Genomic DNA, 26,348 nt, shown 5'->3' with positions numbered 1-26,348 from the left:
TCGCGATACGAGTTGGTAAATTTTTTTTCGACATTCGCAGATTCTGTTTCAGATTGTTGCGGGTGCAAATCCTGCAGAAATCTCGGCATTCGCCCCGGGCTGGCGGCGACTTGATGCGTAATCTTGCGTGATAACTCTGACGTGCGTCGCGCTGTCGTCGTGTGTGTCCGTTTTGTCTGCGCCAAATCTGGATGCCATTGTTGCGCAAAAGTTGCCACGCATTGGTGCTACGAGCGCTTGGGCCTTGGCTGTGGACACGTTGCGATAGCCGTCACCGTCTTCGGCGCGGCACGCTTATTTAAATTTACCGAATTTAGCTTAATCAAGGAATCGTTCGATGAAATTCCCGCTACCCACGTTTGCTTTGCTTATCGGTCTCGCCGCTGGTCTGGGTTTGACTCAAACCGCTACGGCCACCACGCAGGTAGAAAGGGCCGCGCTTGTTCGACTGTTCGACCAAACCGGCGGGCCAAATTGGACCAACAATACCAACTGGAATGGCCCCAGAGTATGTGGATTCTGGTTCGGGGTAATTTGCGACAATTTCGATACGATTGTAGGTCTCGATTTGCACAACAATCATCTCGTTGGCCGCTTGCCTGCGCTGACTGACCTTGCGGCCCTATCGAGTTTCGACTTCAGCCAAAACGTGCTCACCGGCCCGATTCCTGCACTCAATGACCTCGCCAGCCTGCAAGATTTTAATATAAGCAGCAATCAGTTTAGTGGCTCCATTCCCACACTGACTGCACTGACAAACCTGCGGACTTTCGATGCCTTTTCCAACCAACTGACCGGGCCCATTCCGGCATTGAACGGTCTTGTCAATCTGCAGAACTTGAATCTTGGCAACAACCAGCTAACCGGTTCTATGGTCAATGTGCAGCGCGCCAGCGGTTTGATTGTCGTGAATCTGAGCGGCAACGTGCTGACGGGTAAAGTCCCGGATCTCACTGAATTGACGAACCTGCGCCGGTTCAATATTGGTGGCAACGGCCTCACCGGCCAGTTGCCCGCAGTGCCACCGTCTCTGACGAATGGGCTATCTTTTCTTTGCAGCAATCCGCTAGTGCCGGCCACGAATCCGCCTAGCACCATCGACACTGCGTGGAACGCGGCTACGGGGCAGAGTCCATGGTCGAAGGACTGCACTAAACGCACCACATTGGTCAGCGTAATTGCCGATAATACATCAGCCGCGGCTGGCGTTCCGGTGAAAGTCAGTATCACCGTTTCTGCGAATGACGGCATCGGCCTGCCTTCAGGAAATGTCACCGTTGTTGACGATCTTGATTCCACCGCGATCTGCATCGCTGCATTGAGTCCGATTACGCAGAACGAAAGCCTGGGCGAGTGCACTGTGAACTTCACCAGTATCGGCAAACACACGCTGACGGCAGGTTATCCCGGCGATTTCACCTTCGCGCCCAACAGCAATATTGCCGTCGTGATCAATCCGGTGCTGGCGGATTTGGAGCTTGCTGCGCTCGTCAAATTGTTTGCCGATACCGACGGCGAACATTGGACGCGCAACGACAATTGGAATAATAGCGGCGACCCTTGCGCCGCCGCCACACCATGGTTTGGCATAACCTGCAGTGTGGACAGAACCCATGTAATTGGCCTCGATTTGCATAACAACCGGCTGTCCGGCGGCACATCGAACGCTCTAACGGGCGGTGCATTAGCTATTGAAGGTTTGAGAAGTCTGCGTACATTAAATATCAGCACCAATCAGTTGCGCGGTGTTTTCCCCAATCTGAATTTCACGAACAACTTGCAGTTCGTGCTTGCCGATCACAATGGCTTCATCTCCACACCAATTCCGCCGATGAATGGCTCGCTCGTCAATGGCGCCTCAAAACTCTGCCCGAATGCCTTCACTCCCGCCATAACCCCTCCGAGCAATTTCGACAATATCTGGAATGCGGCAACCGGAACTACGCCTTGGTCGAAAGACTGCGTCCAGCGCGAAGTCAAGATCAGCGCCAATGCGAACCCAAACCCCGCCCATATTGGCGATATCGTGACGTTCAGCATTATTGTTGCTCCACGCATTGGTACAGGCACGCCTACAGGTAGCGTGAAGATAGCCGACGCTCTTGCACCTCAAGACTTCTGTACTTCGCCGCTGATTGCAGGCAGTACCAGCTGCACGCTGAAGTTCGCCAGCAATGGCATTCACCAAGTTGTCACTGATTACGAAGGCGACAACCTCTTTGCGCTGAATCAGACGAGCACGCAGCAAATAGTTGAAGCGCTGCCGGATAGCGAGCGTGCCGTGCTCGACGCGCTGTTTCTGCAAACCGACGGGCCCAATTGGACCGATAAGACGAACTGGCCCTATGGCGAATCGTGCAAGCGGTATGCGGTTATCTGCGATGTAGATGGCACGCACGTCGTGAGCATTCAATTGTTTAATAACAATCTGTTTGGCAGTTTGCCGTCGCTTAGCGCGCTGGCGAGCTTGCAACTCTTCGACTTCTCGGGCAATCAACTACGGGGCTCGATACCGCCTCTAGTCGGCCTGAATAGCCTTGAGACTTTCGATGTCTCCCAGAATCAGTTGACCGGCTCGATACCTGATCTGACTGGCATAAGAAATCTCAAAGCACTGGTTTTGTTCAACAACAGCCTGACCGGTTCCATTCCTGCATTAACCGATCAAGTCAGCCTGCTCAAGTTAAACGTCGGCGGAAACGGCCTGACCGGAACGCTAGTTGCGCCGCCACCGTCGATTGGTCTCCAGGCAAGTTTATGTCCCAACCCGTTGCCGCCATCCGCCGAGCCGCCCAGCGCGATCGACATTGCCTGGAATGCGATCACTGGAAAAAATCCGTGGTCGAAAGACTGCAACTTGAGTGCGGCCTTGGTCACCCTTAGCGCCACCCCGAATCCGGTCAAGTCAAACAGCGCGGTGGCGATTACGGTCACGGTCGACCCCGTGCCAGGTGGTACCGGCGCGCCAGACGGCACGGTAACCATCGCCGATAGTCTGGATTTGGACGTGAGTTGCACGGTCACACTGAAAGACGGTCGAGGTGCCTGCGGATTGATCCTAGTCAAGAACGGTACCCATACACTGACCGCCGGATATTCGGGTTCCGCCTCACTCTCCCATGGTAGCGGCAGCGCGGAGGTGATAGTGCTTGCATCAATCAATGATCACACAATCGGCGGCGCTGTCAGCGGCCTCGCTGGCACCGGCTTGGTGCTCAGTCTCAATGCCGGCGCGCAGACGCTTGCGATCCCCGCCAATGGAGGCTTTGTCTTCCCGGCCGAGCTGACCGACGGCTCCAGCTATGCGGTCAGTGTGGTAACGCAACCGATTGCACCAGTGCAAATTTGCACCGTCGCCAATGGCAGCGGCAACGTTGCTGGGGACGATGTCTCAACGATCAAAGTGAACTGCAGCGCCACCAGTTTCACGGTTAACGCACAGGCTGGGCCGTCCGGCACAATTACGCCATCAGGCTCGCAAGCCGTTGCTGCGGGTACGCCGGTAAGTTTTACTGTTAGACCGGACGCGGGTCACATGATCTCTGCGGTTGCTGGTTGCGGCGGCGGTTTGAGCCAAGCAAATGTGTATACAACTGCCCCGGTGAATGCCGATTGCACAGTAACGGCCAGTTTCAGCGCCGGGCCGGTAAACGGTGCGTGTGGTACAGACAACGGCCAAATTTTATCTGCGCAGCCGGTGCGGCTCTGCAGCGCCGGCACACCAAGTGCCGTGCTCGGTAGCGGGCCTTGGACGTGGACTTGCGCAGGCAGTAGCGGCGGCACCACCGCGAGTTGTGCCGCGAACGCTGCAGTGCTAACAGGAACGACGACTACGCTGAGCTTGAATCCGAATCCGGTCGGCGTGAACGCGGATGTTACTGCAAGTGTCAACGTGCTGACGATTGCATCTCTGGCGAGCACATTCAATCCTGCAATCTCGGCGATGCCAGGCGGGACGGTTCAGATCAGCGACGGCGCGGTGACCTGCACTGCGCCACCAAGTGGTAGCTGCGTGTTGCGCTTTGCCACGCCAGGTGTGCATGCGGTGACTGCAACCTACGGCGGTGACGCGAATTTCGCGGCATCAAGCATCACGATAAACGAGACCGTCAACGCTCCAGTACAAGGCAATGTTGCGCAGATCCCGACGTTATCAGAATGGCTGCTGGATCTTCTCGGTGCAGTGCTTGCTTGCACCGCCTTGATCCATCTGCATCGGCGGATATCACCGCGGTTTTTGCCATGACAGGGTTCACTCAGAGCAGGCTTCGGATAGCTTGCGAACAATATTGGGATATCCAATGAATTTTACCGACCTAAAGGAAAATCAGAATGGATGCGAATAAAGCACTGTGGGAAAAGGGCGATTTCACCAAGATTGCCGCGCTGATGCGGCAATCGGGAGAATCTCTCGTGAAGTCGCTTGGAGCTACGCCAGCGATGCGGGTGTTGGATCTCGGTTGTGGCGATGGCACTACCGCCGTTCCGCTTGCACAGACGGGTGCCGAAGTGGTCGGAATCGATATCGCCCAAAATCTCGTGGACGCCGGCAACCAACGTGCGGCGGCGACGGGTCTTACTCGGCTGAAATTTCAAGAAGGCGATGCGTGCAAATTGGAAGGAGTCAGTGATCATTCCTTTGATCTGACACTCTCGATTTTCGGTGCCATGTTCGCGCCGAAACCTCATGATGTCGCAAAGGAGATGGTTCGAGTCACAAAACCCGGTGGCCGTATCGTCATGGGTAACTGGATCCCAAATGACCCCACTTCGTTCGTGTCGCAGCTGTTGAAAATCAGTTCATCGTTCATGCCGCCACCGCCGGAGGGTTTTGTCAGTCCGATGACTTGGGGCGTGGAATCGCACATTGTTGAACGCTTTGCTCAGGCTGGAGTGCCAGAAGAGAAAATATCCATGGTGAAGGACACGTTTTACTTCGTGTCACCCGATAAAACCCCAGCCCATCTCATAGAATTGTTCCGGCGATTCTATGGCCCGACCATGAATGCATTCGATGCAGCGGGAAAAAGTGAAAAAGTCGAAGATCTTCACCAACAATTGGTGGAATTGGCGAATGCGCAGAACAAGGGCAACAATGGAGGCACATCAATTCCCGCAACTTTCATGCGCGTGACGGTTCTGCTTTGAATTCGTGCCACGAAAAGCCTCCGCCCACAACTTTAGGCGCAGCCAGTCAGCTAGCGTCGCCGCCATGCTTGCGTGGCGGCGACAATGTGGGTGCAGCCGGTAACACGGCAAGGGCAAATATATCGTCCAAGTATGCTCGTGTTCATTTCCGAGCCAAGTACCGCATCACACCGATCCGGGTAAATCTCAATCGATCTTTTCAAAGCGCGATTTGTCGCTCAAAGAATCGATTGCTTGTCGCCTCGGCAAGGAAGGACGCGATTCTGCTGTGCACTGCGACAACAGCAGAACGCGATCACCCATGAACGGGGTTCGTCTTACGCAATTATTCGACCTCGAAGGATTGCAGTGTCACGGGAGTGGAGCCGCTCACGACGATCTGGCCACTCATCGCTACGCCGTGTAAATCACACAAGTAGGCAATGGTCTTGCCTGATGCATTTCCGGGAACTGTTATTGCCGGCGAAATCCATGGGCCGGAAACCGCCGCGCCAGAAGTGCAGTCGCCCGCACCACACTGAAAAGCGAACGATGAGTCTACCGAGTGCGCGTTGTGCATTCCGCCGCCGACATTCTTGAAGGTAATTGTGTCGCCCGGCGCTACGGGTAAAGAAGGCGGGTTGAACGCCAGTGCGGGATTGCCGGAGATGTTCTGGCCGACGATCACGACGAAATTATTTGCACCCCAGGCGGGGAGGGTAGTCAAGAGCAATATAGCCAAACTCAATCGGCCGTTTCGAATACGCATATGAATCTCCAAATGAAAGCGAAGGAAGGTAGAAAGGTAGAAGCGATAACATCGGTACGCCGATACCTGTCTGCGTAAAACGAGAATCGGCGCATCCATGCGACACTAATGCATTGCGCGACTGTTTTTGCCTCGGCACTCGCTCGTAGCCTTTTCATACACTGTGGTAGGTGCGCCGGAGTCGATATTTGCGGCGTGGAGCGAACTTGATCGCGAGCAAGCATCACGTCACAAGTGGACAGCAAAAAGTCGAAATTTGTATCCTCGAAGTGCGGCGTCTTGTCATCACCGACGCAAAACGCCGAGTCAAGATTTTCTCTGGCCGCATGTTATGGAGCAACATCAAGCGCCATGGATTTTCGATCGGTCGGACTCGGCTTTGATTCAATCAAAGCTATACGCAAAAATTGTCTCGCTAGACTGAAACGCGAACAGCCAAAGCGGCGCGCCGGGATCGGGTGATTGCGTCCAGGTGACGTTGTAGGTACCCGCAGCTTTTACCTGCTTGTAGGTCACCACACATTGAACCGCACTGAGTGGCGGCAGATTCAGGAAACTCTCGATCACGCTGAAGCCGTTGTTGGGCACCGCGGTATGCGTGAGCCCATCGCCGTCACCCCACCAGAACGCCAGCAATATCGCGGGGCCTGTCGTCGTCACGCTGCCACTGGTCAGCTGCGCGCCGGATGGATAGTTCTGCGCGACATCGTGCAGAATATCTGCGTTCCGGATCTCGATGAATGGCAGGGTGATCTCGCCTTGCGCATAGCCATTCTTGACGATGGATACCGAGTGACCGTTGCCGCCGTTGCCCGCCAACGACAGATAGGCCTTTACGTCAAAAGCATTGTTGTTGCCGTGGTAGACAACCGGGCTGCCAAGCAACATCCAAAGATTTGCCTTGTTGTCGGTGGGCGCATTGGAGTTCGAGATATAACCCGCCGAGAACACCACGAACGAGCTACCGCTGGTCTGCGTCGTCATCGGCGATGTCACGGCCGGGCTCACGCCGACTTGATTTTCCTGCCCGAGCAAAGAGTGTGCGCCGAGAGTTGGTATCGTGAACGTGGCCGATACCATCGGCGTGACTTTGGTCACAGCGTGATAGCTATCCGCACCAGCGTTAGCATAGATTTCGCGCGCTGCTAGACAAGATATGAACCCTGCAATCCAAAGATTGCATGCACGCCGGAATAGTGACTTAGTTGATTGCATAACTGCGCCTCTCATTTAAACGAAGGATCGAATCAAACCGACGCGGCCAAGTGTCATGAGTTGCACCCAACAACTACACATGCATTGCTTTCTTGACGCCAATCAGTGATCTAGCTATCCCTTAAGCGATTTCCTGTAAATGCCAAGCGAGTGGCGGCGGTAAGCTCGAAGTGAATCTCTACTGAGTATTCTCGTTTCTTTCAACGCTGGCCGCGCACTGGTACGAATTTCCAAGCGCGCGGCCAGCCCTCTCCATTTTCTTTACTGATGTATCGAACGCATTCAGACGATCGTTCTACGTTGCGGGCCGACAATTCAGAACCAGTGTGGCCACGAAACTTGCATCACTACCAACTTCACTACCAAGCCGATCACTCAATGTCGTCTGAGAAGATCGGAGTGTTGGAAGGTTAATTGTTCAAGTCGACATGGACATCGTCCAGCCAGTATCCGCCCCCGACTATCCCGCCAAGGAAGTCGGTGCCCATGCGCCAGCGCAAGCTCACGTGCTGCCCGTTCGCCGCTGATGGCAGATTAACGACGACGCTTTGATAACCCGAGTTCGTGCCACCCCAGACTGCGCGGCCGTCCAAGGCGCAGAAGTTGCAACCGGTTTTTGTGTGGTCATAACCACCGCTGACGAAACTACCTCCAGCCGCAATGATGTCTGTAAATGCGCCCCCGGAAATGGAGATTTCGAGTACGACACCGTCGGCAGCGTTTCCATCATTCCTCAGTTCCAGAATGACCTTATGATGAAACGTAACTCGTCCATTCGATCCCACCTGGAATATGGGTGTCTGCAACGATTTGTCGGTGGAGTTATAGGTATCTTCCGTGAACGCAGCCTTGCCTAAGCCTGTAGCGTCTGTCGCGACGGTGTGCCAACCAACGATGTTGTTCGGAGCTGTCGTATTGATCCAGCCGGTCGGCAACGCGGGCAGCGTCACTTCGTCGAATGTTTCGTCGGGCGGAAACACGGCCTGCAACTCGTAGGCACCAAGATCAAGCGGGCCGTAACGATTGGGCACGTACGCCAGATCAACGGTGCGAGAGAAGCCATCTAGGTCAACGTCAGGCTGCGACGCTGAGTAATCGACCGCCGGCGAAAAGCGCGTCAGATGATAGTCGCCGCTGGCCGGTGCCGCGAATCGGGGATCCTCATTGAGGATGCCGGGAAAGCCAGTCAAGGAAGCGGTCTCCGAAGTGATCAAATTTTCGATATTCAGTCCATGTGTGTCACCGGAGACATGGCCATCGAGTGTAGTCTTCACGAATTGCCACACGATCGAATCGATCAACGTGAAATTGCCAGGAACGGAAAAAACACTGGCGCCGCCAATATTGTTGTTGGCGACGGTCACACGCCGAACATCGGCCTCGCCCTTTTCATCCATCACAAACAAGTTGCCGGAAACCTGATTTTCCGCGATCAGCACATCCGCGAATTTCGCCGAGCCGTCACCGGTGGCGAATCCGTGATAGACATGCCCACCGGTATTGCCACGCACTTCGGTTTTATAAATCCCGAATCCTGAATTTGTCTGTGTCAGCATGGCTGAACCGTTCGTGGCGACGCCACTTTGAGCGCGGGCGATGTTGTCATTGACGCTGCCGCGGTTGATCGCAAGGCCTCCGCCGCCTACATCTACATAAGTTGCCGCACCTTCCTGCGCAGCGTTGCTGTTGATCTGGCATTGCCCACACAGTAGCGACCCTTTGCTGACAAACACTCCGCCACCCGTATTGGCTGCCGTGTTGAAAGAGATTTCGCTGGGATGGCCGCCTGCTTCCGTACCAAAAATTACGTCGGCGAGGCTGCCGTTAACCGCGACGCCGCCACCGTACCTGGCAGTGTTGTTTGTGATGGTCCCGGATTGGATGTTGGCGAACGCCGGCGAGACTACCTGCAGGCCTCCACCCGTTCCGTCGGAATCGGTGGTATTCACCGCATTGCTGTAGATATGACTGCCATCCAGCATGCTCAATTGCGTTTGTCCCTGGATTCGTATGCCACCACCAGCATGATCTGCTGAATTGCCGTAAATCAACGTCGGTGAATGCAGGGTGACAGAAAGGGTGGACTGCCCGTTGGCAAAAATGCCTCCGCCGTACGCCGCGTGATTGCCGAAGATAGAAACATTAGTCACATCCAATGTTCCATTACCACCAAAGCCGATCCCGCCACCGTTGCCTGTCGAACTCGCGCCGGTGAGCTGCAACGAATCGAGAGATAGCGCGATGGTGCCGTTCACCGCCACTACCTGGCGCGAACGATTCGTCGCGTTGATGGTAGTAGCGCTACCGATCTGCGGACCGTGGCATCCGGAGTCGTAACCGCCGGTCAATGTCAGGATGGCGCGCCCGCCACTTATGCCAGCGGCATTGATTTGCAGTGCCTCATTGAATGAGCCTCCCGCCACGACGATGTGAGGATCGACAAAGTCACCATGAACCTGTCGCGAGATGATGCGATCGATCGCGGCTTGGATTGTGCGCACCTCGCATGAGGAATCAGGGCCCACGCCTACCCAGGCGAATGCTGATTCGGCCACCAACATTAGCGGGACAGCAAGGCAGAGAAAACGAAGGAAGCAAGGTGTTCTGGTCATTCAGTGACTCCAGTCAATTCACTAGTCGAATACCAACCGGTATCCAAGGGCTCGTCTGAGGCAAGCTCATCGATACCAACGTACAACGAGTTGTTGATGCGGATTGCGACATCTCGGAAATGACGGCGGCAAGGTGGGCGAGAATTTGCGGGGCCAGATTGTGCCGCTGGCTGCTATAGCATCGCGTCGACATTCAGCTCTGCTATTGCCCAACTGTATAAATGAGTTGATCGCGTTCTGGCTGCTTGAGCCACTTCTTGATGGTGTTGCGCGATAGGCTGGTCCGTCTTGCGATCTCGCTGATCGACAGCTTCTCCCGGAAATGCATCCGGCGAATCTTGGCGTACATACTAATGGTGATCACCGAGTCATTCCTGCTGCGAAACTCAGCAGAATAGGTTGAACACCTTGGTCAAATTTGAGCGTAAATTAGCTAGCTCATCTGGTCAGTTTTAAGCGATCGCCAACATATGTTGGCGATATCGTCATTGGGATAAACACAGCAAACAAAAGTGAACCCAATTCAAGTTTCGGCCTAAATCAGCCACCGTCTCCACTGGCATAACAACAAGATGTCCGGCGTATTTGCGCGCAACGTGTTTCTCACCGAGATAGGACAAGTATTGTCCATACAGAGCTGGCTCGTATTTAGTACAGCCAGTTACGAAACGATGGCGGAATTTGATTTCAATTCGCGCACATAGCAAGGATAGTTTTGTTGTGCATCCGTCACACGGGCAAGATCGATGTCTATACACACAAGCGGAATCGAGGATGAGGTTTCGGCGATTAACTGCCCCGTGGGAGAGTAGGCAAAACCACGCCCTCCGAAACACGGGTCAACGTCGCCCGTTACCGATACGCGGTTGGAGCTGAGTACGTAGCAACCGGAAACGATGGCTGCCATCGCGGCGGCCGTATCCCAAAAATGCATCGACGTACCACTCGCCCGAGGCGCCACAAGCACGTGAGCACCTTGTCTCCGGTAATGGCGCGCCCATTCAGTGAACATCAATTCCGTGCACAGCAGAACACCAATTTTCAGGCCACGGAAATCGACTACATCAAAACCTGGCCGTTGCGGCGCGAACCAAGTGTCTTCGTAAAAGCCCGGTTCCTGCGGGAAATAATGCTTGTGGTGAACAGGCGTGTAGATTCCGTCGGCCAATAGAAAAGCCTCGTTGGATAGCTTCTGCGGTCCGCATATCGGGCGGGAACCAATCACAGCGCTTGGCAATTCATGCAGCGCCGACAACGCACATTCATGCGCGTACACACTGGCTGATGCAAGATCGGACTCCAGTTTGTTTTTTTTTGCGAGCCAGCCACCGAAAGGCATTTCGTTCAAGACAGCGACATCGGGCCGCTGCTGCTCAATCCGCGAGAGGAGATCGAACCACGCCGGGTGATTCGGCGAGAGCCCATTTGGAAGTTGGCAAATGGAAAATTTCAATTGATCTCCTGCGGCTGGTTCAGTTGATTATGACGAGCGTGGGGCGCCACCAATCAAATTCCCAGGAACTCAAAACAATCACTAACCCAGCGAGCTGGCGACCTTCTGCCGAGCTATGCGGCGGAGCGGCAAGCAGGTCGATCGAGATCGAATGAATTCACCGTCGGGCCACGCCTAGTACCTCTCTGCATCGCGTTGCCCCAGTACACGACGAAGCATTCGGGTTGAACCGGGCCAAAGCCAGAGTTTCGCCAGCTATTCGCACTATAGACAAGCTTGCGGAGTGACTTCGAATTTGTCCGCAAAGATGTATTCATTGGGTACGCCGAACTGGACGTTGTCGAGATAGTAGCCATCGGCGCCGACGAGGTCTCCATCGGTGCCCATTCTCCAACGCACGAACAACGGACATCCGATCAGCGACGGCGGTAAATTGACGACAACATCCTGGTAGTCGGGAACGAGACCGCTCCAGACATTTCGCCCCGCGAGCGGATTGTTGCTGATCGAAATAAGATGCGTGTAACCGCCGCTTGCAAAGGTTCCTCCCTTATTTTCGATGTCAAAGAAAGGGCCGTTGCGTGAACCCGCGATCTCGAGGACAACGCCGTCGTAGGCGAAATCAGGCGCTGCCTTACTGTATTCTATGTCCATTCGTTGTTTAAACCTGAGTTGCATATGGGCCACACTGATGAATGCCGGTGCAAAGAGAAAATTGTCCGAGATGAACGGTGGCTCAAAAACGTGCGCCGCGTTCGGTGCACTGCTGGCACCTAAATCCTCGACGGTCTGCCAGTTGGTGGCGTTGGACCTCCAGCCTTGAGGGAGCACCGGCGGCGCGACTTGGTCGAATGATTCGTCCACTAGAAACGAGAGCGGAGCGTCACTGCCGGGATCACGCAGCAATGTGCCATCACGTAAATTCGAGTTGTGAAACGATGTATCAACAACCTGCGCTACGACATGTAGTGGTGCAAGGGGCAGCAAGCAGGCCGAGAATTTCGCAACGGTCATAAGCATGCCCGAAAGATCAATCTTGTTCTTCATCGTCGTGATGCGTCCTTTGGTGGGTGGATAGCACCGTAGAACGAATTTGAAAGGCGGTTTACGACATTTACAGGCGATGTCATTGCATGCGCAGGAGGCGCCGAGTATCGAAGCTCATGCACGTTTCGTCAGTCGCCGGAGCAACTTCAACTGCGATGTGTTCAAGCCCCCATTAACCGCGAATGGCATGTAACGACTTACCAATGCGAACAGTTAATTTCGTTCAGTCGAGCATCGGCGTTCCCATATGCACCGCACAATTTCACTTAAACCGCTTGGGGAAGCCCATAAGCTTTCTTCGCTCGCAAGCTAGGGTCAACACAGAATGTCGCCGGTCTTCGTATTACAAACAGGCTTGCGGCGTTTTTTCAAATGTATCTGCAAAGATATATTCATTGGGTACGCCGAACTGGACGTTGTCGAGATAGTAGCCATCGGCGCCGACGAGGTCTCCATCGGTGCCCATTCTCCAACGCACGAACAACAGACATCCGATTAACGACGGCGGTAAATTGACGACAACGTCCTTGTAGTCGGGAACGAGACCGCTCCAGACATTTCGCCCCGCGAGCGGATTGTTGCTGATCGAAATAAGATGCGTGTAACCGCCGCTTGCAAAGGTTCCTCCCTTATTTTCGATGTCAAAGAAAGGGCCGTTGCGTGAACCCGCGATCTCGAGGACAACGCCGTCGTACGCGAAATCAGGCGCTGCCTTACTGTATTCTATGTCCATCCGTTGCTTAAACCTGAGTTGCATATGGGCCACACTGATGAATGCCGGTGCAAAGAGAAAATTGTCGGAGATGAACGGTGGCTCAAAAACGTGCGCCGCGTTCGGTGCACTGATCGCAATTAAATCCTCGACGGTCTGCCAGTTGGTGGCGGTGGATCTCCAGCCTTGGGGGAGTACCGGCGGCGCGACTTGATCGAATGATTCGTCCACTAGAAACGAGAGCGGAGCGTCACTGCCGGGATCACGCAGCAATGTGCCATCACGTAAATTCGAGTTGTGAAACGATGTATCAACAACCTGCGCTACGACATGTAGTGGTGCAAGGGGCAGCAAGCAGGCCGAGAATTTCGCAACGGTCATAAGCATGCCCGAAAGATCAATCTTGTTCTTCATCGTCGTGATGCGTCCTTTGGTGGGTGAATAGCACCGTAGAACGAATTTGAAGGACCTTTTACGACATTTGCAGACAATGCCATTCCGCACGCGCAAGATGCGCCGACTATCGAAGCTCATGCATGTTTCGTCAGTCGCTGAAGCAACTTCAACCGCGATGCGTTCAAGCGCTCCGCCTGAGGTACGTGTCGCATCCCGATACAAAAACTCGTTTATATAACTGAAGGCAGTTCCCTCCTCCAGGTGGAATCGCTCTTTGCATGGGCTGCCAAAATCGGCCCGTGCGTTTCTTCCCTCCCCGGGGTGGAAACGCTCTTTGCACGGGCCGTTTGCAATCGGCCCGTGCTTTTTTTCGAGAAGCCGACAGCGAGGGCTCCGCCATTACGCGACAGCGATTAAGTGTCGTCACGCTGGCGCGTCGCATCGCTCTTCCAACCTTGATTTCACCCATACAATGTCTACCGAGAAATCACCGCTCTCACCCATTGGTTTGCCCGTTTACCGCGTGCTCACCGGCGCTGACAATGCTGCGTTTTGTCAAAAGGTCAGCGACGCCTTGGCCTTGGGTTATCTGCTGTACGGCTCACCCGCGGCAACGTTCAATGGCCATAATGTCATAGTGGCTCAAGCGGTCGTATGGCCATCCGTGCAAGCGCCGATCAACGGCCTCAAGTGAGAAGGTCGCGCGAGGCAACAATATGATCGAGCCGATTCTGGCGTGCACTTTCCGCTGCCGCGGGCGCCACGTTAATTCAAACCTTGAGGCTGTAGAAAACCTTTTAGGTAAATCACCGCCGTTGCGACTCGCAACAAAGTACGTCAGCCGAGCTCATCAGGAGTGAAAGTTGCAAATCTCAGACATCCCTTTCGGCATCACCGATTGGTCCCAAATCGAGCGAACTGAACGCAATGGCGAAAGCGGCGTCGCTCATTGGCGCACCATGAACTTTGGATCTATCCGTGTTCGAAAGGTCGAATACACGGCCGGCTACATCGCCGACCACTGGTGCGTAAAGGGGCACATCCTTTTGTGCATGGAAGGCGAGCTGCACACGGAATTGGCAGACGGAAGAAAGTTCACGCTAAAGCCCGGCATGAGCTACCAAGTCGCAGACAACGCAGAACCTCATCGCTCCTACACAGCCGTAGGCGCCAAGCTTTTTATTGTCGACTGAGAGACATGCCTACGCACTTGTCGCATCCCGATAGAAAAACTCGTTTATATATAACTGAAGGGTAGTTCCTCTCCTCCAGGTGTAATCGCTCTTGACTCGGGCCGATCGCGACTGCCGGGTACTTTTTTTTGCTAGACGAAACCGATAACAAGCAGCCCACCAATTATGCCTGCGGTCACATGCAACCGGCCCCGATATTCGCAGGTCAAGAAGACGTTATTTTTAGGAGATGCAGCATGATCGGAGTTTTGGTGCGTTTCCGCTACGGAAATGACTTCAGTGAAGCGCGTGTGCGACAAGTCGCCGACGCAGCGCGGGGCAAGTTTGTAAATCTGCCAGGCTTGCGCTCCAAGGCTTTCACTGTGGATCCGCAGCGAAGGGAGGCGCTCAACTTCTACGTCTGGGAAACGGAGGATGCGGCACGAGCATTCTTTACCGCAGAGCTTACCGAGCGCGTGGCAGGTCTCTATGGCGTGGCCCCAAGCGTGGAGTTCGTCAGCATTGCAGCCTTGATCGAGAATCCGCCGCCCTAGGCCTCACCGTCTGCGCAATTAACCCTTCATTCCCTTGAGGCAACGTTACTGTAGGCAACTACCGCTCATCGTGTAGCGGCTAAATTTCGATCAGTGCTTCCCTGATACAGAATGGCAGAAGCGCTGGCACTAATTTCCAAGCGAGACAGTCGTTTCATTCCATTTTCTTCTCGTGATGTCGTGAACGCACAGAGAAGATCGTTATACGGTATCGACCGGCTATTCAGAACAAGTGGAACGGCGAGCGTTGCATCATCCCGAGGCGGAGAGAAAACATGACCCACAAACATACTGGCACCTGTTTCTGCGGTGCAGTGGAAATTGAAGTAACTGGTAAGCCCGAGGCAATGGGTTATTGCCACTGCGATTCTTGCCGTTCGTGGTCGGCTGGGCCGGTGAATGCATTCACGCTGTGGAAGCCTGAGAAAGTGAAAATCACAAAAGGTGCAGAACTGATCAGTCATTTTAGCAAGACCAAAATGAGTGATCGGCAATTTTGCGCGCAATGCGGCGGCCATCTCATGACTGACCATCCGACGTTCGGCTTGATCGACGTGTATGCCGCGACCATTCCGGATTTCGCGTTCGCGCCTGGAATACATGTGAACTACGCCCAAACCGTGCATCCGATGAAAGACGGGCTGCTCAAGCTGAAGGATTTTCCGGCTGAACTGGGTGGGTCCGGCGAAGTCATGCCCGAGTGAAAAAAGTTATGAACTTCACTTTCGGCGAATCACTTGAACGAGACGCGATTTCGCTTCAGCGAAAACGTTGCCTCTTTGGTTCAGATTTTGAGCAAGCATCCTGATGCCGTCCGCGTAGCGAATGGCGCGTCGCAAGTACGGAGTGTTCGTATTGTCCGCGGACGCATGCGTGGATACCGCGGACTTGAGTGCTAGGAGTTATTTTTCATTACAGCAACGAATCCCTTTGCCTAGAGTCACCGCTGGTATGGATGACCGATCGCACCGGATATTTCCAAATCGGAGTATAAGGTGGAGAGTAAAATTCAGGTTGACCAACGCTGTTTGAAGATGAGCATTTTTTATGCTCATCGATCGCGGATAGCACACTGCATCTCTAACTCTTATTCTAATTTGATTGAGCTTTTTACGGGAACAGTGCGGAGGAGTCGAGATGAAGAAAGTAGGACTAGTCGGCGGAATTAGCTGGGTTTCAACTTTGGATTACTATAGATTCTTTAATGAAGAAATAAATGCGAGGCTTGGGGGATTGAATTTTGCAGAATGCATGATCTATTCTCTGAACTTTGCAGATGTCCAAGATAGGAGTTGGAACAATTCCTATGAACTTCTACTAGAAGCCTGTGAAAGCCTGAAACGGAGTGGCAGCGAGGCTATTGCACTTTGTGCCAATACTGCGCATATGTTTGCTAGCCGTCTTCAATCACAAGTGGGTCTTCCAATAATAAATATTGTCACGGAGACTGCGAAGTCTGTTGTAGAAAAAAAAGTTGCACGTATAGGACTGTTGGGAACAATATTTACTATGGAGATGGAATTCTATCGAAAAGGCTTGGAAGAATTCGGCCTCGAAGTCCTGATCCCTGAAGATAAAAAAATTAGGGACTATGTTCAGGAAACAGTAAAAGAAGAGCTCGGCAGGGGCCTGATCAGGGACGACACTAAACGACGCTATATTTCAATTGTCAATGAGCTAGTAGAGCGCGGGGCGGAAGGACTTATATTGGGATGTACAGAGATTCCACTCTTGATAAGCCAGCGTGATTTTGACATTCCTGTATTTGACACGACCAGAATTCATGTCGACTCAATAGTTAAATTTGCTCTTTCATGAGAAGTCTATAACTCTCCCGATCGATATTTGGAAGAAACTCGACATGAATTCACTTCACCAATTCGTTCTCTTCCGCAAAGTAGAGCCCGGGTGACCCGGTGAATACTTTATGCCTTCACCAGCCAACCTAACCGGCGTTTAAGTGGGCTCGACTGCGTCGGGCTGCTTAACTTTTTCGCTAGGCAGCAAGCAACCGTCTCCATCCGAGAGAGCGTCCCTATGTTCAGTCACATCACCGTCGGATGCAGCGATCTTGAGAGGGCGTCCGCCTTCTATGATTCCGTGCTCATCCCTATTGGCCTTCAAAGGCGTGCCGTCACTCCTGACGGCGGTCCCGCAGCCTCGTGCTGGGTCTCTACAATTGCGCCACTTCCGCGGTTTTACGTTTATCTGCCATTCGACCGAAAGCCCGCTACAGTCGGGAATGGCAGCATGCTCGCGTTCACAGCACCATCTTTAGATGCGGTAAATCGAGCCTATGCCGCAGGGCTTTTGGCTGGAGGAACAGACGAAGGCATTCCAGGAACTCGCCCACAATACGGTATCGGCTACTATGGCGCGTACCTCCGTGATCCTGACGGAAACAAAGTCCACATCGCTTTTCGGGGCGACCTGCAGCCATCTAGCTGAAACCATTCGCGTCATAACGCAAGGAGAGTCATCTTGTCTGTCAGAACCGTTCGGATGTTGGTCCGCTACAAAGCCTGGGCAAATGAACTGATCTTCTCGATGGTGAGTGATCTTCCTTACGAAGAGGCCGTGCGACAGCGTCGGACTCGCTTCGGCAACATGGTTCACACGCTCAACCATGTCTACGTCATAGACTCCGTCTTTCAAGCCCATCTGCAAGCTCGCGAGCACGGCTACATATCGCGCAACACGCCAGATCATCCTCCGCTCGCGGACCTCTGGCGCGCTGTCCAGGCATTGGACCAGTGGTATATCGAGTTTGTCGACAGGCTGTCTAATGACGATCTCGACCAGCCAATTCAATTCGAATTTATCGGCGGTGGCAACGGTGTCATGACACGCAGTGAGATGATTATGCATGTCGTCAACCATGGCACCTACCACCGCGGGTTTGTCGGAGACATGATGTACCAGGCGGGGGTAACGCCAGCGGCAACCGATTTGCCTGTATTCCTGCGCGACGTTCCCCAGAGCTTCTAGTAAGCTCTCGCAGGCGCTGCCATCGCGGCTAACCCTTCCAAGCAGCGGGCGTCGCAACAGCGAATTCCGGCAATTTCGCGCGCTCATGTGAAAGGTTGAGGTCGCAGACAATCCCTTTTTGCATGATTGCGATGGCGGTATGGAAACGCTGCGCGTCATCGTAGTCGTCTGCTGAGCCTCGTTTTGCGCGTCATCAGCAAAGTCACATTCACCTGATGTGCAAAACAACCGAAGCGCGCGCGTTGCATTTCCTGCAGGCCACTTTTTGATCGTTCATGTACGCCTAAATTTTGTGGGATAGGGCAACCGTCGTGACTTCCTGAGCGACAACAGTCGTGGGTATTAGGATTTCGCAATCAATTGTTGGTAGGCCGTAGTTCAACGCGACAGCATTACATTCAATTGTCGTAATTCGGCATGGAACTTCGTTTTTCGCTGTTAAGACGAATCCGACATGCTCGAAGGTGCACCACATGCGAAGTAAAACGCTGCAAAGATCCGTACGCGAGTCAGAAACGCAAAGACTTTCCGAAGCGCGTTCGTACGATTTTGTCGGAATTCGCTGCCGGAAGTCGATGTCGGTCAACGTCGAGCGCGGTTTCGGAAATTATCTGATCCGTAGTGCCTCGTTGCGCCCGGTCTTTTCCGAATTATTCACGCTGCTCGAATTTCTAAAATTGAACATATCGCGCGTCGCTGGTCTGCAGGCGAGAATGCTGCTGACGTGCATCGCACTCGGGCTTTCAGCGACGAGTCATGCCGCTACGACGTTCGTCTTTCCGGGCGCTGCACCCTGCGACACAACATTGCAGGCTTGCATCGATGCGAGCGCGTCGGGCGATACCATCGCATTGGCCTTCAATACACTTAACACAGAACCCTTGGTTAATGTCATCGACAAGAGTTTGACCATGGAGGCGGCGGACGGGCAATCGCCGGCGCTCACGTCGTTGCGCGTCATTGCCGACACCGCTCCAGTCGTCTTCAGCGTGAGGGGTCTGTCTATCGGTCAGTTGACAGCCTTCTGCGTGCACGCAGACCTGGGTTTGCAAGTGATTGGCAATGATATCGGGTTCGGTAATAGGGGCTTCCAAGCGCCAGAATCGGGGGGGGATCCGTGCACGCGGACGATGACCATTGACAACAACCGATTCTCGATGAACGGCGACTCACCTGACGACGCGATCAACATTACGTCATCCGGCTCACCGGTGCGCGTTGACATTGTCGACAACGATATCCGTTTCCTTTCTGCCAGTAACAATTCCGGCATAAGCATACTTTCCGACGGTGGTGGTCTCAAGGACATCAGCGTTCTTCTGGATCGCAACCGCATTACCGGCTCGAATTTCAACGCAGGCATTCTGCTGCGATCAGAACGCAGCACCGATATTGGCGGGCAGCCCGCTGGACTTGGCGCGCTCGTGACGAACAATCTTATTTCGGGCCAGACTGGGAACAGCGACGAGGCCGGCGGCATCGTCGTCGTCTCACAGGGTAACTCAACGCTCGATGTGCGGATTGTCAATAACACAGTCGCCGATGGCCGCCGTGGGATCGTCACCCAGGGTAGCCCCGAACGAAACGGCGTTGCGGAATTGACTGTCAGTAACAATATTACTGCCTTCAACACCGACGCCGGTTTCGTCATTGATCCGACCTTGCCCGTGACGATCTCGAACAACCTCAGCTTCGGCAACGACTCGGTTAACGAGTCCCCGCCTGGAACGATCAAGGCCGATCCGCGTTTCCTCGCTCGCCCCCTCGACTATCGTCTCGGCATCGGCTCGCCGGCGATCAACGCCGGGCTCGACTCTGCGTTGTCCCCGGGACTCACCCTCGATGCAGGAGAGAATCCTCGCCGCAACGGCGTCATCGATATCGGTGCTTTCGAATCAACCGCTTTGGTGCCGAGCTTCACCGTCACGCCGATTGGCGGTGCGCATGGAATCATCAATTCGGAGAATCCGCAGACCGTCGCCGCGGGCGGAACGGTGACGTTTGCGGTCATCCCGGATGGAGGCTTCGTGGCGAGCGTGGGCGGCACTTGCGGCGGCACGCTGGTGGACACGACGTTCACCACCAATCCAGTCAACGCCGACTGCACGGTGGTTGCGAGTTTCCGCACCTCCACATTTGTGGAACTGAATCTCGTGCCGAGCCCGGCGACGGTGGATCAGGCAATCAAGGCTACAGTAACGCTGACTAGCGGGTCGATCTTGAATCCGGACCGAGTCATCGAAGGCACGGTTAACATTGCTGGCGGCGGCCAAAGCTGCGTGGCGACTGTGGTCAACGGCAGTGGCGCTTGCGCGCTCGCCTATCCGCTACCTGGAATGGTTTCGATTACGGCGGTGTTCCCAGGCGATGCGCTTAATGCACCATCGAGCGTCACTGTCGGTCTGGTTGTCAACGCAGTGCCTGTGGCGACACCTGCTCTATCAACATGGATGCTGGGTTTGCTCGGCGCCCTGTTAGCCGCAGCTGGCTTGCGCGTGCGGGCAAGCAGATGAGTTTTTGTATTGCGCAGTTCAATGCCGATAGCGCCAGAGAATAGCGTTCTATCCGTCAACGGACCATGTACTGACGCGCGTTTTAAAGCGTCCCTGATACCTGCCACTTGGCTCAAATAAAACTTCTACGCAGCAATATTGGAGAGGATCTATGAATCTGTTCTACAGACTGTATGCCTTGCTAAGCTATGGGCTTTTCCTGGCCTGGTTTCTCTACGCAGTAGGATTCGTGGGCGACTTGTTCGTACCGAAATCGATCAGCGCCCCGGCGGGTGTTGGCGGCTGGACTGCGTTGATCGTCGATACCGCAGTACTCGTTGCATTCGCCATCCAGCATAGTGTGATGGCGCGCCCGGCCTTTAAGCAGTTGTGGACAAGCGTCGTGCCAACCGCGATCGAACGAAGCACCTACGTCCTGTTTTCGAGTCTGTTCTTCTTCCTCGTTTTTGTCGCATGGCAGCCATTGCCAACAGCTGTCTGGGATCTGCATGGCACGCTGGCTGCTCAAGTCTTGCTTGTAATGTATGCGCTGGGATGGCTGGTTGTTCTCCTGTCGAGCTTCATGATCAGCCACTTCGAACTCTTCGGACTCACCCAAGCATGGCGTCGAGCACGCGATGTGCCCGCACCCGACTCTGCTTTCATCGAAGTGTTCTTCTACCGATTCGTGCGGCATCCCATCATGCTGGGATTTCTGCTGGTGTGCTGGGCGGCACCAGTGATGACTCAGGGGCGTCTGCTTTTCGCGCTGCTGATGAGCGCATACATCTTCATCGGCGTTCGACTCGAAGAGCACGATCTGGTGCAGAAGCTCGGCGATGTTTATCGGAATTATCGTACACGCGTGCCAATGGTCCTCCCGCTGCCAAGACGGAAGCAGTTGAATGCTGCGGCTGCAGATAAAAGCGACGTAGCTGGCTGAGTCGGCAAAGCGAATTCGTTTTTTTGACGGGAAACGTGTCGGCAGCAAATCGCTATCCGTCGCTGCGCGTCTCACTCGCAGACGCCCCGAAATTTCCACAGCTATTTCTTTCCGCATCGAGCAAACACGCCAGTAATATGATGTTGAACACTTCAGAAATTTCGATCAGCCGTCGCGAAATACTGCGCCGAATTGGCCAATCGGCCGGCGCCGCCGTGATGTACCAGGCGATGTCCACGCTCGGCTTTGCACAGGAGTCGAGTTATACCGGCCCCATCAATCTTGCAGGCGCGCCTCGTGGTGCGACCGTGCTGGTACTAGGCGCCGGATTGGCGGGACTTGTTGCCGCCTACGAATTGCATCGCGCCGGATATCAAGTCAAGGTGCTCGAATACAACCAGCGCGCCGGCGGACGCGCGTGGACATTGCGCGGTGGCGATGAGTACACCGAACTCGGCGGCTTTCGCCAGCGCTGCGAATTCGATGCCGGCCACTACATGAACCCGGGACCATGGCGAATCCCGTATCACCATCACGCCATGCTCGACTATGCAAAGCGGCTGAAAGTACCGCTCGAACCGTTCACGCAGATAAATTTCAATGCCTACGTGCATTCGCGCAGCGCGTTCGGTGGCAAGCCGCAGCGCTTCCGTCATGTGCACGCCGACTTCCAAGGCCATGTGGCCGAGCTGCTCGGCAAAGCGGTCGACCGCGGACAGCTCGACGACGAAGTCGGTACGGAGGATAAAGAGAAACTGCTTGAGGCCCTGCGCTCGTACGGCTATCTCGACAAGGACTTGCGCTACCGGAAATCGGATAACTCTAGCGGTATTCGTGGCTTCGATCAGGATCCCGGCGGCGGCCTTGCTTCGCGTCCGGTGTTTTCCGAACCGATTGCGCGACACGATCTTTTGCAGTCCGGACTATGGCGATCGCTGCGAACAATGTCTCGCTACGAAACCGCACCCACGATGTTTCAGCCGGTAGGCGGTATGGATCGCATTGCGATGGCGATTCACCGCGAAGTTGAGCCTCTGGTGCAATTTGGCGCCAAGGTCGTGCGAATCGATCAGGACGAACGCGGCGTCGAGGTTTCGTATGTCGACACGCAGCGTGGAGGCACGACCCAGCAGGTCAGGGCGCAATGGTGCGTCTGCACGATTCCGCTGTCGATTCTGAGCCAGATCGAGATCAAAGTCGGCGCCGCGATGACAGACGCAATCCAGGCGGTTCCGTACGAGTCTTCCGTCAAGATCGGCCTGCAGTTCAAACGCCGCTTCTGGGAAGAGGACGACCGCATCTACGGCGGCATCAGCTATACCGATCTGCCGATAGGGCAGATTGGCTATCCGATGGCTGGCCAGAACATATCGGGCAAAGGTGTGCTGCTGGGAGCCTACATGTGGGGCACCAACGCCTATGAGCTTACTGCGATGACACCGGAGCAGCGTGTACGCGCGGCGGTGGAGTTTGGTGCGCAAATCCACCCGCAGTATCCGGCCGAATTCGAGAATGGGATGGCCGTCGCCTGGCATCGCTCGCCATTCTCGAACGGCTGTTTCGGCAAGTGGTCGGATGATTCGCGCGAGAAGCATTACGAGAATCTGTGCCAGATCGATGGGCGCATCGTTCTTGCCGGCGAACACGCCTCACGCATGCCCGCATGGATGGAAGGCGCTGTGCTATCGGCGATCGACGCGATCGGACGTCTGCACCGACGCGCCGTCGCAACTGCTGTGGAGAAAACATAAATGCATGTTGCTGCGCATATTCCGCTACGCGCGTGGATTCAACTTTTCATCATCTTTGTTGTGCTTGCGTTGTCGTCGGCATGCTGTTTTGGCGAGGAGTCGTCGCCATTCTCCGCGCCGGGCACATTGGCTGAGCGTGGACATTTTAAGCAGCAGGACGGCGAAGCGCTGTATCGCGCGATCTGCCAAGGCTGCCACATGCCCGATGCAAGCGGCGCGCACGGCGCTGGCATGTACCCGGCACTCGCGGCGAATCCAAAGCTCGCCAGCGTAATGTATCCGGCCATCACGGTGTTGGCTGGGCGTCGCGGAATGCCGCAGTTCCACGACAGTTTGTCCGACCAACAGGTTGCCGCAGTCGTGAACTATCTCCGCAGTCACTTCGGCAATGACTATGCCGACAAACTGATGTCCGACGATGTGGCCCAACTGCGTGCATCGCTGCTGTCAGCGGGAGGATCTCGCTGAAGACGGTCGTATCTGTCGCATTCCTGCTGACTGTATTCGTACAAGTTGCGACTGCGAGTGATGTTATCCATTACAAAAGGCCGAACTCGGATTCTCCCAACGCCCAAGCGGTGGAGATCCCCGCCGGTCAGAATCTGGTGTTTCTGAGTGGCTTGGGCCCCGACGTCGCCGACGCTTCTGCGCCGAAGGATAGCCTTGCGGCCTATGGTGATACGAAGACACAAACGTTGAGCGTACTCGGGAAGATCGAAGCCGCACTGAAGACTATGGGGATCAGCATGAAAGACGTCGTGAAGATGCAGGTATTTCTAGCCGGCGATCCGGCGCTCAACGGCAAGATCGACTTCGCCGGCATGACAGAAAGCTACCGTCGGTTTTTCGGCACCACCGCGCAGTCGAATCTGCCAGCTCGTTCCACGGTCAAGGTTGCCGGATTGGTCAACTCGGGATGGCTGGTAGAAATCGAAGTCATAGCGGCGCGACCAAACTGAGTGAAGCGGTCTGGCGATGTCTGGCGACACACAGCATGACTTGATCGCGGAACACCGTCACAAGGTTGCAATCGTATTTACGATCACATGTCGCATTTGCTGAAACAACTTCGTTTCTCGTCTGGACGCCGAGCGTTTTTCCCGGCGCGCTTAAACTGGGGGGATACGACGATGCGCCGAACAAAAAAAATTTGCGTCAGCTCGCGGATTGCTCTCGCGTGGGGTTTTCTTGGTGTGTTGCTGGTGCCTCTGTCAGCGCTCGCGCACCAGGTCGAATTCAAGAGTCCTGGTGCGGGCATGCATTTCACCCAAGGACAGCCGATCATCGTTTTTGCCGATCTGTTTGACAGCAATAACGAGCACGGCATCATCGCCTGCCCGCCCGGGCAGACAATCAATAAAATGCATGGTGTACCGGGTCCCGCCAGCTGTTCCGGTGGCGGCACACCCTCGGGTTGGCCGCAGTTTCAGGTGCTGGTGGACGATATTGTGCAGACCGATAGTGTCACGCATGGCACCACGATTCTCGGCACGACGGATTTCGACGACAACATGAATCCCGACCCGATCGATTTCAATCGTTTCGGCGTAACCGGCCTCGCGGTGGGAACGCATCTGGTGAAGCTGCGGGGTCAATTCACGCCGCCGCCAGATTCCGATGGCGCCACGCTGGATAGTGCGCCGATCAGTATCGTGGTGGACGCACTGCCAAGCGACAGAACAACGCTCGATCTCAGCGCCAATCTCAGTGGGCCGATCAATTGGAACAATCAAATTATCATTGGTAATGGCCACACCGTCAGTTCCAGCGGTGCCGTGACCATCAAGAACACACTGGTGATAGGGCTGGGCTCGCTCACCACATCCGGCATAAGTGGTACGGCGACCGCGGTCGATATCGAGAACTCAGTGTTCGAGGCGACGGGTGCGATCGACCTGACCGTCAGCGGCGGCGCCACTATCAACAACAACGAATTCCGCGCAAACAATCTTCTTACCTTCGAGGCATCCGATCCCGACGCTACGCCGATCATTACGCTGCATGGCAATAGCGCGCCCATGAAACTGTTCCAAGGCAATCGTGCAGGCGCGGGCCGCGTCGTGTTTTCCAATACTCGCAATTGGTTGATCGGCGGTGATGGGGACGATCAAAGCAACATCCTGATAGGGCCGCGCAGTACTTTGTACCTGGTTGAAGGCACATCCAATATCACCGTACGGGGCAACTATGATCATCACAGCTACCGTGGCGGTTGGAGCCAGGGTCTCAACCTGTCATTCAGCTGCAGGCTATGTAGTGGTGCCAGCGGCAGCAACATTCTGATCGAACATAATCTCTTCCGAGGCAGCTCTTGGCCAGTGCAGGACCTGACGGGCGAGTTTCGCTACAACCTCGTATACGGCTACGGCCACACTTGGCTGCGCAGCGCGGACAACGGCGCCTCAATACACCACAACCTGTTCGTGCCCGAAAAAGGCGGTGGCACACTGGATCAGGGGGTCTGGTTTTACGGGGGCGAGACGGGTATACAAATATACAATAATACTTTTGATGGCGGTGGCAACGCGATCGGCGATTTTGCCGGGCCAACCATTCAAATTAACGGCGCCTCGAGTGTCAGCAGCCTACGTAATAATCTGATCACATTTTCGCGCAATCAGGACAACGGCAATCCTGGCTCGCCGCGCATCGTCGGTGATGTCGGCACCGTGATATCGGCTGATTACAACGCATTCTACTCGCCCGACAATGTCACCCATGACAATTATGCGGTGACCGGAATGAGCGAAGGCAGTACGCCTGGCTTCGCCACGCACGATGTCAGCGGCAGCGGAACCATCGGCAGCAAAGATGGACAACTCGCTGCGACGCCGTTTTCAGGGCAACGCATTTATCCATACGAATCGGTTGTCGATGAAGGCGCGGTATGGCAGAGGAGCCAAAAGCTCTCGACGATTCTTGCAGCATTCAGAGCGCGCTACACGCCAACAGCTAGCAGCCCGGTGAATGATCACGGCGACCCGCAGGACAATGATGGGCATGGACGACGCACCGATATTGGCGCGATTGACGTGAACGGCCACGATCAGGATCGATTCGGAAAATTCGGACCTTTCGCTGATCTCATATTCCAAAGCAAATTCGAATAGCAACACG

The 26,348-nt window shown here is 54.7% G+C and carries 22 protein-coding genes and 1 pseudogene; 15 read left to right on the top strand and 8 right to left on the bottom strand.

What is annotated here, in order from left to right; genetic code table 11:
• Positions 1 to 337 precede the first annotated feature (337 nt).
• On the top strand, positions 338 to 4,246 hold the full coding sequence (locus ELE36_RS13025) for an Ig-like domain repeat protein (protein ID WP_129833970.1): 3,909 nt from the start codon (positions 338 to 340) through the stop codon (positions 4,244 to 4,246).
• An 86-nt stretch (positions 4,247 to 4,332) separates the two neighbouring features.
• Entirely contained in the window at positions 4,333 to 5,148 is an 816-nt protein-coding gene (locus ELE36_RS13020; protein ID WP_129833968.1) for a class I SAM-dependent methyltransferase, read from the top strand.
• A 325-nt stretch (positions 5,149 to 5,473) separates the two neighbouring features.
• Here ELE36_RS13020 and ELE36_RS13015 read toward each other — a convergent pair whose 3' ends face one another.
• The 7 genes and pseudogenes from ELE36_RS13015 to ELE36_RS12985 form a co-directional block, all read right to left on the bottom strand.
• Positions 5,474 to 5,995 carry a cupredoxin domain-containing protein gene (locus ELE36_RS13015; protein ID WP_129833966.1) on the bottom strand — a complete coding sequence of 174 codons (522 nt, stop codon included), beginning with the start codon at positions 5,993 to 5,995 and terminating at the stop codon, positions 5,474 to 5,476.
• A gap of 285 nt (positions 5,996 to 6,280) precedes the next feature.
• Positions 6,281 to 6,994, bottom strand: a complete 714-nt coding sequence (locus ELE36_RS13010; RefSeq protein ID WP_129833964.1) for a hypothetical protein — start codon at positions 6,992 to 6,994, stop codon at positions 6,281 to 6,283.
• Between the two features lie 527 nt (positions 6,995 to 7,521).
• Entirely contained in the window at positions 7,522 to 9,723 is a 2,202-nt protein-coding gene (locus tag ELE36_RS13005) for an autotransporter outer membrane beta-barrel domain-containing protein (protein WP_129833962.1), read from the bottom strand.
• Positions 9,724 to 9,952: 229 nt separating this feature from the next.
• Positions 9,953 to 10,072 (bottom strand): annotated as a pseudogene (locus ELE36_RS13000) (helix-turn-helix domain-containing protein); the annotation flags it as partial.
• A gap of 312 nt (positions 10,073 to 10,384) precedes the next feature.
• Complete coding sequence (locus ELE36_RS12995) at positions 10,385 to 11,176, bottom strand: carbon-nitrogen hydrolase family protein (RefSeq protein WP_129833960.1); 792 nt, start codon at positions 11,174 to 11,176, stop codon at positions 10,385 to 10,387.
• A gap of 264 nt (positions 11,177 to 11,440) precedes the next feature.
• Positions 11,441 to 12,223, bottom strand: coding sequence for a hypothetical protein (locus ELE36_RS12990; RefSeq protein ID WP_129833958.1), 783 nt, complete (start codon positions 12,221 to 12,223; stop codon positions 11,441 to 11,443).
• A gap of 343 nt (positions 12,224 to 12,566) precedes the next feature.
• Positions 12,567 to 13,349, bottom strand: a complete 783-nt coding sequence (locus ELE36_RS12985; protein WP_129833956.1) for a hypothetical protein — start codon at positions 13,347 to 13,349, stop codon at positions 12,567 to 12,569.
• Between the two features lie 454 nt (positions 13,350 to 13,803).
• Here ELE36_RS12985 and ELE36_RS12980 point away from each other — a divergent pair, with 454 nt between their 5' ends.
• From ELE36_RS12980 to ELE36_RS12925, 12 genes are all read left to right on the top strand, one after another.
• A complete protein-coding gene (locus ELE36_RS12980; RefSeq protein WP_129833954.1) occupies positions 13,804 to 14,025 on the top strand; it encodes a DUF1737 domain-containing protein in 222 nt (73 codons plus the stop codon).
• A 169-nt stretch (positions 14,026 to 14,194) separates the two neighbouring features.
• A complete protein-coding gene (locus ELE36_RS12975) occupies positions 14,195 to 14,524 on the top strand; it encodes a DHCW motif cupin fold protein (protein WP_129833952.1) in 330 nt (109 codons plus the stop codon).
• A gap of 236 nt (positions 14,525 to 14,760) precedes the next feature.
• Positions 14,761 to 15,057 carry a YdhR family protein gene (locus tag ELE36_RS12970; protein ID WP_129833950.1) on the top strand — a complete coding sequence of 99 codons (297 nt, stop codon included), beginning with the start codon at positions 14,761 to 14,763 and terminating at the stop codon, positions 15,055 to 15,057.
• A 275-nt stretch (positions 15,058 to 15,332) separates the two neighbouring features.
• Positions 15,333 to 15,761, top strand: a complete 429-nt coding sequence (locus tag ELE36_RS12965) for a GFA family protein (protein ID WP_129833948.1) — start codon at positions 15,333 to 15,335, stop codon at positions 15,759 to 15,761.
• Positions 15,762 to 16,194: 433 nt separating this feature from the next.
• A complete protein-coding gene (locus ELE36_RS12960; RefSeq protein WP_129833946.1) occupies positions 16,195 to 16,875 on the top strand; it encodes an aspartate/glutamate racemase family protein in 681 nt (226 codons plus the stop codon).
• 219 nt (positions 16,876 to 17,094) lie between these two features.
• Positions 17,095 to 17,505: a VOC family protein gene (locus ELE36_RS12955; RefSeq protein ID WP_129833944.1), complete on the top strand. Its 411-nt coding sequence runs from the start codon at positions 17,095 to 17,097 to the stop codon at positions 17,503 to 17,505.
• Positions 17,506 to 17,538: 33 nt separating this feature from the next.
• A complete protein-coding gene (locus ELE36_RS12950; protein ID WP_242512265.1) occupies positions 17,539 to 18,045 on the top strand; it encodes a DinB family protein in 507 nt (168 codons plus the stop codon).
• 473 nt (positions 18,046 to 18,518) lie between these two features.
• Positions 18,519 to 20,558, top strand: coding sequence for a choice-of-anchor Q domain-containing protein (locus tag ELE36_RS12945; protein ID WP_129833942.1), 2,040 nt, complete (start codon positions 18,519 to 18,521; stop codon positions 20,556 to 20,558).
• A 151-nt stretch (positions 20,559 to 20,709) separates the two neighbouring features.
• The gene (gene mddA, locus ELE36_RS12940) at positions 20,710 to 21,480 is read left to right on the top strand and encodes a methanethiol S-methyltransferase (RefSeq protein ID WP_129833940.1); all 771 of its coding nucleotides are present in this window, start codon (positions 20,710 to 20,712) and stop codon (positions 21,478 to 21,480) included.
• A 140-nt stretch (positions 21,481 to 21,620) separates the two neighbouring features.
• Positions 21,621 to 23,231, top strand: coding sequence for a flavin monoamine oxidase family protein (locus tag ELE36_RS12935; RefSeq protein WP_207215775.1), 1,611 nt, complete (start codon positions 21,621 to 21,623; stop codon positions 23,229 to 23,231).
• Positions 23,232 to 23,699 carry a c-type cytochrome gene (locus ELE36_RS12930; protein WP_129833938.1) on the top strand — a complete coding sequence of 156 codons (468 nt, stop codon included), beginning with the start codon at positions 23,232 to 23,234 and terminating at the stop codon, positions 23,697 to 23,699.
• Positions 23,690 to 24,190, top strand: coding sequence for a RidA family protein (locus ELE36_RS12925; protein WP_129833936.1), 501 nt, complete (start codon positions 23,690 to 23,692; stop codon positions 24,188 to 24,190). The genes ELE36_RS12930 and ELE36_RS12925 overlap by 10 nt, the downstream gene beginning before the upstream one ends.
• Before the next feature lie 252 nt (positions 24,191 to 24,442).
• Here the strand turns inward: ELE36_RS12925 and ELE36_RS12920 are convergent, their stop codons facing one another.
• A complete protein-coding gene (locus ELE36_RS12920; protein ID WP_129833934.1) occupies positions 24,443 to 24,805 on the bottom strand; it encodes a hypothetical protein in 363 nt (120 codons plus the stop codon).
• Here ELE36_RS12920 and ELE36_RS12915 point away from each other — a divergent pair.
• Complete coding sequence (locus tag ELE36_RS12915; protein ID WP_129833932.1) at positions 24,794 to 26,341, top strand: hypothetical protein; 1,548 nt, start codon at positions 24,794 to 24,796, stop codon at positions 26,339 to 26,341. The genes ELE36_RS12920 and ELE36_RS12915 overlap by 12 nt on opposite strands.
• Positions 26,342 to 26,348 lie beyond the last annotated feature (7 nt).

It is taken from the genome of Pseudolysobacter antarcticus, assembly GCF_004168365.1.
Lineage (GTDB): Bacteria > Pseudomonadota > Gammaproteobacteria > Xanthomonadales > Rhodanobacteraceae > Pseudolysobacter > Pseudolysobacter antarcticus.
This window is presented reverse-complemented; position numbering and strand designations above follow the sequence as displayed.